The sequence below is a fragment of the Longimonas sp. genome, assembly GCF_046498435.1.
Lineage (GTDB): Bacteria > Bacteroidota > Rhodothermia > Rhodothermales > Salinibacteraceae > Longimonas.
In genome coordinates, this window is record NZ_JAWOAR010000168.1 from 1 (window position 1) to 9,293 (window position 9,293).

The 9,293-nt window shown below is 61.7% G+C and carries 6 protein-coding genes and 1 tRNA gene; 3 read left to right on the forward strand and 4 right to left on the reverse strand.

From position 1 onward, the window contains the following. Positions 1-338 precede the first annotated feature (338 nt). Positions 339-851: a carboxymuconolactone decarboxylase family protein gene (locus R6U20_RS06200; protein ID WP_410336997.1), complete on the reverse strand. Its 513-nt coding sequence runs from the start codon at positions 849-851 to the stop codon at positions 339-341. Between the two features lie 434 nt (positions 852-1,285). Here R6U20_RS06200 and R6U20_RS06205 point away from each other — a divergent pair, with 434 nt between their 5' ends. Continuing rightward, the gene (locus R6U20_RS06205; protein WP_410336998.1) at positions 1,286-2,614 is read left to right on the forward strand and encodes a dihydroorotase; all 1,329 of its coding nucleotides are present in this window, start codon (positions 1,286-1,288) and stop codon (positions 2,612-2,614) included. 192 nt (positions 2,615-2,806) lie between these two features. On the opposite strand, the gene R6U20_RS06210 is transcribed toward R6U20_RS06205, so the two are convergent. Continuing rightward, positions 2,807-4,378, reverse strand: coding sequence for a response regulator (locus R6U20_RS06210; protein WP_410336999.1), 1,572 nt, complete (start codon positions 4,376-4,378; stop codon positions 2,807-2,809). Between the two features lie 155 nt (positions 4,379-4,533). On the opposite strand from R6U20_RS06210, the gene R6U20_RS06215 reads away from it, so the two are divergent. Beyond that, positions 4,534-5,205, forward strand: a complete 672-nt coding sequence (locus R6U20_RS06215; RefSeq protein WP_410337000.1) for an O-methyltransferase — start codon at positions 4,534-4,536, stop codon at positions 5,203-5,205. Between the two features lie 236 nt (positions 5,206-5,441). On the opposite strand, the gene tnpA is transcribed toward R6U20_RS06215, so the two are convergent. Together tnpA and R6U20_RS06225 are read right to left on the reverse strand one after the other, a co-directional pair. Continuing rightward, complete coding sequence (tnpA, locus tag R6U20_RS06220) at positions 5,442-5,849, reverse strand: IS200/IS605 family transposase (protein ID WP_410337001.1); 408 nt, start codon at positions 5,847-5,849, stop codon at positions 5,442-5,444. 394 nt (positions 5,850-6,243) lie between these two features. Beyond that, on the reverse strand, positions 6,244-8,802 hold the full coding sequence (locus tag R6U20_RS06225) for a zinc-dependent metalloprotease (protein WP_410337002.1): 2,559 nt from the start codon (positions 8,800-8,802) through the stop codon (positions 6,244-6,246). A gap of 142 nt (positions 8,803-8,944) precedes the next feature. Here R6U20_RS06225 and R6U20_RS06230 point away from each other — a divergent pair. Further along, positions 8,945-9,021, forward strand: a tRNA-Ile gene (locus tag R6U20_RS06230). Positions 9,022-9,293: the final 272 nt, after the last annotated feature.

Genomic DNA, 9,293 nt, shown 5'->3' on the forward strand with positions numbered 1-9,293 from the left:
CGCTAACGCTCCACATTCTGTCATTCTGAGGAGCGAAGCTAGGGCCGTAGGTCATGCCTGTTGTACGAAGGGGCCGATCGGTCATCCCTTGCGGGAATCTCCCCCACTGAGAGCCCAACAGGTGCAAGAAGGAGATTTTTCGACTCCGCTACGCTCCGCTCAAAATGACAACCCTGTAGGCGGCAACTTGGGTCATCTAACAAAAAAAGCGCCCCACACAGCGCCACGTACGGGCGCGCTGCATGGGACGCAGTCGTCGTCTCTACGATGGTGGCGGGATAGAGACGACGAGGACTCAGTACGTCGCTTCTACCTGATCCCGCGTTACAGATCGCCCCTTACTGGAACTGCGGATCCACAGGCGTTCCGGCCAGGTGATTCACGTAGTTGCTGATCGTTTTTACGCCGATCAGCCCCACAATTTCGTACAGCTCAGCGGTGGTAAGACCGGCCTCTTCAAACTCGGCGCGGTCTTCGTCGCTAAGCCAGCCGCGCTTGCCCAGAAGGCGCTTCGTGGCCCGGGCCAGCAGACGCTGTCGTCCTTCTTCGGGCAGACCGCCGTCGACCAGTTCTTCGATCACGTCGGCGTCGAGTCCGGCCTGGGCACCGGCGGCGCCATGGGCTTTGGTGCAGTAGTGACAGTCGTTATATCCCGAAACGGTCAGGATGACGAGCTGCTGCTCGGCGGGACTGAGCACGCCGTTGCTCAGGTGGCCGTTGGCTTTCAGGTAGGTTTCAGCGACGGCGGGGTTCTCTGATGCCAGTTCGTCGATGAGATTCGGAACGAAGCCAAACGCGTCTTTGGCGGCGTCGCGAACGGCATCGGCACGGTCTACAGTGGAGGTTGCCATATCAGGAGATCGCATTGGTGTGTAAAATACGAAGTACGCCGCGATGTTGCTCGCATGCGCGCCTTCTTTGTATGCTGCCCTCCTGCTGCGTTACGCCAAGACGTGCAACGAGGTCGTTATGTGCGTGTGGAAACATGAAAAGCTGTGTGTTTAGCGACATGCCGCCCCGGACACGTGCAGTGCCGATAGCATCCGCTCCAAAGATCGCCGGGGACGCAAGCGGTCCCCGGGCGATCATTGTAACCCACTAAACAGGTGCGAGCCTCGCAACGCGATGACATTCGTGAGCCGCAACTGCGTACGTCCTCTCCCTCTCACACGCATAAATCTTCACGCACGCATCATTCCTGATGTGTGCACGGCGCGTCGCATTCTATGCGCTTGCGTCCTATGTTGGAAGTGCTGCTTGCCTGTCTCATCCCCCTTGCTCTACTATGCCTGCCGACTACGCTGAATCGCGCCCCAACGTGCTGCTTCATGGCGGCACCGTAATCGATCCATACGCGGAAACCGCCACCCGCGCCGACGTGCTCATCCACAACGGGCGCATCGACACGGTATCCCCCGACCTCGATGTGGAGGTGGACGACACGGTGCCACGCGTGGACTGCTCGGGGCAGCACATTTCGCCGGGCTGGGTGGATATGCATGTGCATCTGCGCGAGCCGGGGTTCGAGCACAAGGAGACGATTGCCAGCGGCACGCGCGCGGCGGCGTTTGGCGGATTCACGGAGATCGCCTGCATGCCTAACACCAATCCGCCGCTCGATACGCGGGCGTCGGTCGGATTCGTGAAGCATCGGGCGGAAAAACAGCCCGTTGCGGTCCACCCGATCGGATGCGTCTCGAAGGAGCGCGCGGGCGAAACCCTGGCCGAGATGGCAAGCATGGCCGAGGAGGGGGCCGTGGCGTTTAGCGATGACGGCGCGCCTGTGCACAATGCCGGACTCATGCGCCGGGCGCTCGAATACAGCACCATGCTCGACGTGCCCATCATCAATCACATGGAAGAGCCGTCACTGAATCCCGATGGCCACATGCACGAGGGGGCGGTGGCTACGCGCCTGGGGGTGCCCGGCATTCCGGCGTGCTCGGAGGACGTGATGATTGCGCGCGACATTGAGCTGGCGCGCCTCACCGGCGGGCACGTCCATGTGGCACACATCGCCACCGCTCGCGGGGTAGAGCTGGTGCGCCGCGCGAAGTCCGACGGCATTGAGGTCACCGCCGAGGTGTGCACGCACCATCTGGCGCTGACCGACGAAGCCGTGGAGGCATCGGGGTTCTCCACGCATACGAAGATGCACCCACCGCTCCGCAGCGCCGCCGACGTATCCGCTCTGAAAGCGGGCCTGGCCGACGGCACCATCGATGCAATCTGCACTGACCACGCCCCGCATGCGCCACACGAGAAGGACGTGCCATTTCCCGAAGCGCCCAACGGCATTCTGGGGCTGGAAACGGCGTGGGGGCTCGTGGGACGCGAACTGCTGGCGCCGGGCGTGTGCTCGCTCATGCAGGCGGTGCAGGCGCTCACGGTCGCGCCGCGCCGTATTTTGCGCCTCCCCGCGCCCACGTTCGAGCCGGGCGCGGCGGCCAACCTCACCGTCTTCGATCCCGACACACGGTGGACGTTCACCGAGGGGCACATCCGCTCGAAGAGCCAGAATACGCCGTTTGTGGATACCGAGCTTGTCGGCAAAGCCCACGGCATCTATCGCAACAGCCAGTGGGTGGCGTGCGATGCGGTACCGGCGCGCTAACGGAGGCTGGTCTGCTCGTGCGAGAATGGAGCGACGTATCCGTTTGCAATCTGTCGTCCTGCATGAGGACGAGGCGGAGCCATGCGACGTGGTCGGTTTTGGTTGTAGATTGTCTTTACGATGGAGCGCCAGCCGGCTGTGCGAGAGCCGGGTTGATCTTGATCAGATGCGTCTCTCCCAATATCAGGCCCGTCATGCCTCCTTGGGTGTCAGCGTAGCCACCGGCAGAATCATCTCCTCCAGCGACGCACCGCCGTGCTGGAACGTGTCGCGGTAGAGCTTCTCGTAGTGGTGAAAGTTGGTCGGATACACGAAGTAGAAATCCTCCTTGGCCAGGATATAGTTCGTGTTCATGGCCGGAGCGGGCAGTCCGTACGTTTCCGGATCGCGTACGTAGATCGCTTCCTCTTCCTCGCATTGCAGGTTGCGCCCGTGCTTGTATCGGAGAGCGGTTGAGGTTTCGCGGTCGCCAATCACCTTCGAGGAGCGCAGGCTCAGCACCGCGCCATGATCGCTGGTGAGGACCACCGTGCAGTCGCGCTCCGACAGCGTTTGCAGTGCATCCAGGAGCCACGAGTGCTCAAACCAGGTGCGGGTTAGTGAGCGATACGCGGCCTCGTCGGGAGCCAGTTCTTTGAGCACATCCGAGTCGGAGCGGCTGTGCGCCAGGATATCCACAAAGTTGACGACCACCGCGCTCAGGTCGTGCTGCGTCAGGTTCTGCGCCTGACTGGCGAAGTTGCGTCCGTCTTCGGTAGCGATCAGCTTATCGTAGCGCATGCTCAGGTCGTCGAGGCTGCGCCGCTCCATGAAGTCGTGCAAGAGCGCCTCCTCATACTGATTGCGGCTGTGCTCCTCCTCTTCCGCCTTCGCCTGCAAATTCGGGAAGCGCTCGTCCAAATCGAGCGGCAGGAGTCCGCTAAAGATCGCATTGCGCGAGTACGGCGTGGCCGTCGGCAAAATGCTGTAGTGGAAATCTGTTTCGATCTGGAAGTGCGGACGCAGCAGCGCTTCAAACTCCAGCCACTGATCGTAGCGCATGCAGTCGATCACAAAAAACACCACCGGCTGCTCCCCCAGCTTGGGAAAGACATGCTCGGGGAGGACCTCGTGGGAGAGCAAGGGCCGGTCGCTGTGCCGCCGGGGACGATCCAAATCCGCGATCCAGTCGGGATACGTGGCTTCGATGAACTCACCAAAGCGCCGATTTGCTTTCTTGAATTGATCGTCGAAGATCTGGCGGGCGCCCTCATCGCCGGTGAGCGACAGGTCGTAGTTCACCAGGCGCTGGTACAGCGTGCGCCACGACTCGGCATTGTCGGTCTGGCTGATGGTGCGATCGATCTTGCCAAACGACTGCAGGTACTGCTCCGACTGCGACTCCTGCTGCAGGCGCGTCCGCTCCAGCACGCGTTTACACGTCAACAGAATCTGGCTCGGGTTTACCGGCTTCGTCAGGTAATCGCTGATCTGCCGCCCCAGCGCCTTCTCCATGAGGTCCTCCTCCTCGCTCTTGGTGACCATCACCACGGGCACCTCGGGGCGCGTTTCCTTGAGCTCTACGAGCGTCTCCAGGCCGTCCATGCCCGGCATCTGCTCATCCAAGAACACAAGCGAAAACGGTTCCTCGCGCACCAGGTTGATGGCGTCGGCCCCGTTCGATACGGTGGAGACGTCGTAGCCTTTGTCTTCCAAAAACATGACATGGGGGCGAAGCAGATCGACTTCGTCGTCGACCCAGAGCAAGCGTGGGGCATCGGCCATAGGGCGTTACAGCAGTTTGGCATAGGGGGATGCGGTTGCGCGCTCGTACCTTTCGGGGCGCGGTTTTGATTCAACGCGGCATGCGGGCAACCTATGCATCCCCCCGTACCGTAACAAACTGTCCATTTGCTTTTTGGATGCAGCCCCCACAGCGTATGTCGAACCAATCAATTGGACTCTCAGACCGCGTGCACGACTATCTGCTCGATGTGTCGCTACGCGAGACGGAGGTGCAGCGCCGCCTGCGCGCTGAAACGATGCAGCACCCCAAGCACGACATGCAGATCGCGCCCGAACAAGGCCAGTTCATGCAGCTATTGGCCCGTCTGGTGGATGCAAAGCGCGCCCTGGAAATCGGCGTGTTTACTGGATACAGCGCGCTCTCTGTGGCCTACACGCTGCCCGACGACGGCACACTCGTGGCATGCGACATCAACCGCGACTATACCGAGGTTGCCGAGCACTATTGGAACGAGGCCGGCGTGGCCAACCGCATCGACCTGCGCATTGCCCCGGCCATCGATACGCTCCAGGCCCTGCGCGAGGACGGCGCCGAGGGTACGTTCGACTTCGTGTTCATCGATGCCGACAAGATTAGCTACCCGGACTATTACGAGCACAGCCTGGCGCTGGTACGGCGCGGCGGACTCATCCTGCTCGACAACATGCTCCGCGATGGCCGCGTGGCGGATCCCGACCTTGACGACCTTGACGACGCCTCGGTGCAGGCTATTCACGACCTCAACGAACAGCTCCACACCGACGAGCGCATCGACCTGAGCCTCCTCCCAGTGGCCGATGGCCTCACGCTGGCCCGCAAGCGGTAGATGCTCCAGAAGTCGCCCGGGATATCCGCCGGGGACCGCTCGCGTCCCCGGCGGTTTTTGTGCCGCCTGCTTTCGGGACCACTTCCGTCCCCGGTGTGGAGACAAAGAAGGCATGCGTCCGCACGCCGCCCGGGATATCCGCTGCGCTCCTGATCCCGGGCTAAGGAGACCCCTCGATTCTGAAATACCCATAGCCGGAGACCGCTTGCGTCTCCGGCGACGTCTCGTCAATCGCCTCACGGTTCCGATATAGCCTCGCAGCGTTTCCACAAGCGATTGGTGGTGTGGTGTTCTTTCTGACGAGCTACATAGTCGAGGAGGGGCTCCATATGACGAGGTGAAACCGTGAATGCACCATATCCCGACTGCCAGCGGAAGGTATCCTGTCCTATTGCCTGACGCACACGGTAGCAGCTTCCGCTCTTTGCTGCGCGTGCGAATTGGGTCACTGATAGGGTGGGAGGCAAAGCGACGACCAGGTGCACGTGGTCCGCAATGCCACCGATGCGTATCAGACGCCCGTTCACCGACTCGGTTTTCGCACGCAGCGCTGCATACAGCAATGGCTCCACACGAGGTGTAATGAGCGGGTACCGCCGATATGTAGCTGTTACGATGTGGTAGTACAATCGCGTGTATGACATAGCGCAAGAGGTGACACCATCAGCAAGGTCTTTCACGTAACGACACTTCAAGGCGCGTTTCGTAACGCGGCATAGTCCCTCAATTCTAAAATACACATAGCCGGGTAACCTGTGCCGACCACTGTCGGTATCGCTCGCATCCCCGGCGGTTTTTGTGCCACCTGCTTTCGGGACCACTTGCGTCCCTGGTGTGGAGACAAAGAAGGCATGCGTCCACACGCCGCCCGGGATATCCGCTGCGCTCCTGATCCCGGGCTAAGGAGACCCCTCGATTCTGAAATACCCATAGCCGGGTAACCTGTGCCGACCACTGTCGGTATCGCTCGCATCCCCGGCGATCTTTATCCCGAACGCTTTCGGCCCCGCTCGCCCCTCAACGTCATGAACACCTACCCTACCACGGCGTGCGGCAGGCTTTGCGTTCGGGCAGTGCGTTCTGCATCCACGCGCGGCGCTGCTGCTGGCGTTGTTGATACGCTGGTACGCCTTGCCCAATTGGCGAGCCGGGCGGCGTGTTGAGGGCGGGGGCGGCCGTCTCCGCTTCGTAGTCGCGGTTCAGGAAGCGCTCGATCTGGTCAAGAAGGTGGGCGTGATGCGCTTCGGGGATGGGGGGCGTGTTGCTCCGGTGGGACTCAGGCACGTCTTCCGTCTGGCGGTTCAGCCACGTACGGATCTCGCGAAGGTGCCAGGTGAGATGCGCGCGCACCTCGGGGGCAGTGTCTTCATGCACGGCATGCTCCAAGAGCGCATCCGTCCATACGCGCTGCACAACGTATTTGAGCGCCTGGTTGTCGGCACTCTGGGGCGCGCCCTCTTCGTTCCAGTCCCATACTGCTTCGGTAACGCGGTCGAGTACCTCGTGGAGCACAGGCGACTGGCGCGTTAGGCGTGCGGTGCGTTCGGGATGCAACAGCTGGTCGAACACCATGGTGGCCACGATCTCGGCGGGCGCTGTGGCGTCGAACGGGAGGCCGGTGTGACCCGGAAAGAGTTCGCGGTTCGATGGGTAGCCCGGCGGACGCGGCGGGATCTGTGTGCGGGCCGCTTCGGGCAGACGCAAGGCTTCGGGCTCTACAACGCGGAGCAGCGCATCGAGCGCATCCTGCTGGGTGCCCGACGATACACGGCGGGGCGCGGCCTCCGCATCTCCCCGAACCGAATAGCTGTACGTGAAGCCGCCCAGCAGCTTGGCCGTGGCCTGCACCTGGTAGCGATGGCGCAGGTAGAGCGGCACGAGCACCTCCTCCATGAGCGCGTGCGGTTCGCCGGTGCGAATAACGGATTCGTCGAAGTTGTCGAGGGCCGTCTGGCGCACCTCCATTTCGTGTTCGAGCGCCTCGACCATGTCGCTACCGTTGTCCCACAGGTTGGCCTGCGGATGCGCGGCGCCTGCCGGACGCGCATCGGCGTCGCTGATGTAGGTAAGCTCTTCCTCGTCGTACTCCTGCATGATTCGGGTGAGCAGTTCATCCTCCGACTCGCCCTCTTGGGGATACGCATAGCCGTAGCGGATCGCGATATCGTCCCACGCGCCCATGCCGCTGGCATACGCATCGTCGAGCGTGACTGCGCCGTCGTCATCGAGTGTGGCGTAGGGTGCAGGGTAATCCATCACCGAGGCGCGGTTTTGGGTGGAGGCCGCAAAGTTGTGCTGCAACCCAAGCGTGTGGCCGATTTCGTGGGCCGAGAGCTGCCGGATGCGGTCGAGCGCCATATCGAGCATCGGATTGTCATCGTCGGGCAATCCCGCTGCGTTCTCGCCCGTGTATGGCGCGGTGAGCCCCTCCGCCAAAAGCAGATCCTGCCGCACGCGCAGCGAGCCCAGTACGATGTGCCCCTTGAGGATTTCGCCCGTGCGCGGGTCAGTGACGGAGGGCCCGTAGCTCCACCCGCGCGTGGAGCGATGCACCCACTGAATCACGTTGTAACGGATGTCCATCGGGTCGGCGTCGTCGGGCAGCATCTCGACCTGAAACGCATCGCGGTATCCGGCCGCCTCAAACGCCTCGTTCCACCAGCGCGCGCCATCGAGCAGGGCCGTGCGCACCGGTTCGGGCGTGCCCGGATCGAGGTAGTACACGATGGGCTCCTCGGGCGTGCAGAGGCCATCGGTGCCGGGTTCGTCGGCACACTCTAAGCGATGGCGCGGAATGAAGCGCTGCGTCAGGTCTTCGGTGAGCGGCGCGGCGTAGTCTTCGTAGCTGAAGCTGTAGAAGCCCGAGCGCGGATGGTGGGCGCGCTGCGAAAAACCGTCTGCATCGGGCAGTTCGACGAATGAGTGGCGCATGCGTAGGCTGAATGAGGTGGGCGCGGCGGCTGTGCTGCGAACCTCGGAGCCAGGCGTGTCATCGGTCACGAAGGTGAGGCGCGCCTCCATCTCCGTGTTTTGTGGAAATGCCCCGGTGCGGTCGATGTCGGGCGTGCTGCGACTGCGCTCCAGCTGGTACGCCCCCTGATTGCTCTGCTGAAGCTGTTGCGCCGCGCCATGCACATCGCGCACCACGAAATCAGTCGCCTCCACCAGCACCCGATCGTCGGTTTGCGCCGCTACGTCGAATCCCCAGAGCACGCCATCTGCAAATGCATCGTCAACGGCCTGGCGCTCGGCGGGGTTATCGGTGTCGGCACGGTACGTCTGGTTGGGTTGCACGAGCAGCACCTTGGGGCCCACGCGCTCGAACTGCACGACCCGCGTATCGCCGGGCTGACCGCGATCGAGCCCCACGTCGTTGGAGCCGAGTCCGGCAGTGAGGTAGTTCACGTACAGGAAGTCTTCCTCGAACGCGTCGATTTCCATCCAAAGGGTGCCCGCCTCTGCATCCCAATAGAGCGGCACAAAGCCGTCCATGCGTTCCATGCCATCGGTTTTCTCATCGATGGACGGTCGGTCTTGCGCGGATACGGGCGCAATGAGCAGAATCAGCAGAAGGGTGAGCGTCGAAGCAGTGCGCATAACGTAGGCGGAGCGGGTGGAGACACACGGGTTCTAAACATACAACACGTATGGCTCAGACGAAAGGGTGGGCGCCCTCATGCGTGCGGAACCCATGGCCCCGCAAATCGGTGGCTATATGCGGCGCAATACACAGCCAAGCGGGCCCGTAGCTCAGGTGGTTAGAGCAGTCGACTCATAATCGATCGGTCGCAGGTTCAAGTCCTGCCGGGCCCACCAGTCATGTCTGCATCTCTTTTGCGTACAGTCCTTTACGAGCGGGTGGGTAGAGCAGAGGTAGAACAAAGTAGGCACGGTACCATCGCTTTCAGTGTAGAGAGTAAACTTTCAGGCTAAATCAGGTAAAATGGGGCTTCGCATTTGAGGAGCCTTTTGTTATATTAAGAATATCAAGGCTAAACCGTTTTCAGCGATCTGTAGAAGTGAACGGTTCGTTTTCTTTCCCAGACTGCATGGATCATGTCCAACACATATCCGAATCCTCCGCTCAA

Bases quoted from the DNA above. Each gene is read 5' to 3' on its own strand.
- R6U20_RS06200 (WP_410336997.1), bottom strand. From the start codon at position 851: ATGGCAACCTCCACTGTAGACCGTGCCGATGCCGTTCGCGACGCCGCC.
- R6U20_RS06225 (WP_410337002.1), bottom strand. From the start codon at position 8,802: ATGCGCACTGCTTCGACGCTCACCCTTCTGCTGATTCTGCTCATTGCG.
- R6U20_RS06215 (WP_410337000.1), top strand. From the start codon at position 4,534: ATGTCGAACCAATCAATTGGACTCTCAGACCGCGTGCACGACTATCTG.
- tnpA (WP_410337001.1), bottom strand. From the start codon at position 5,849: ATGTCATACACGCGATTGTACTACCACATCGTAACAGCTACATATCGG.
- R6U20_RS06210 (WP_410336999.1), bottom strand. From the start codon at position 4,378: ATGGCCGATGCCCCACGCTTGCTCTGGGTCGACGACGAAGTCGATCTG.
- R6U20_RS06205 (WP_410336998.1), top strand. From the start codon at position 1,286: ATGCCTGCCGACTACGCTGAATCGCGCCCCAACGTGCTGCTTCATGGC.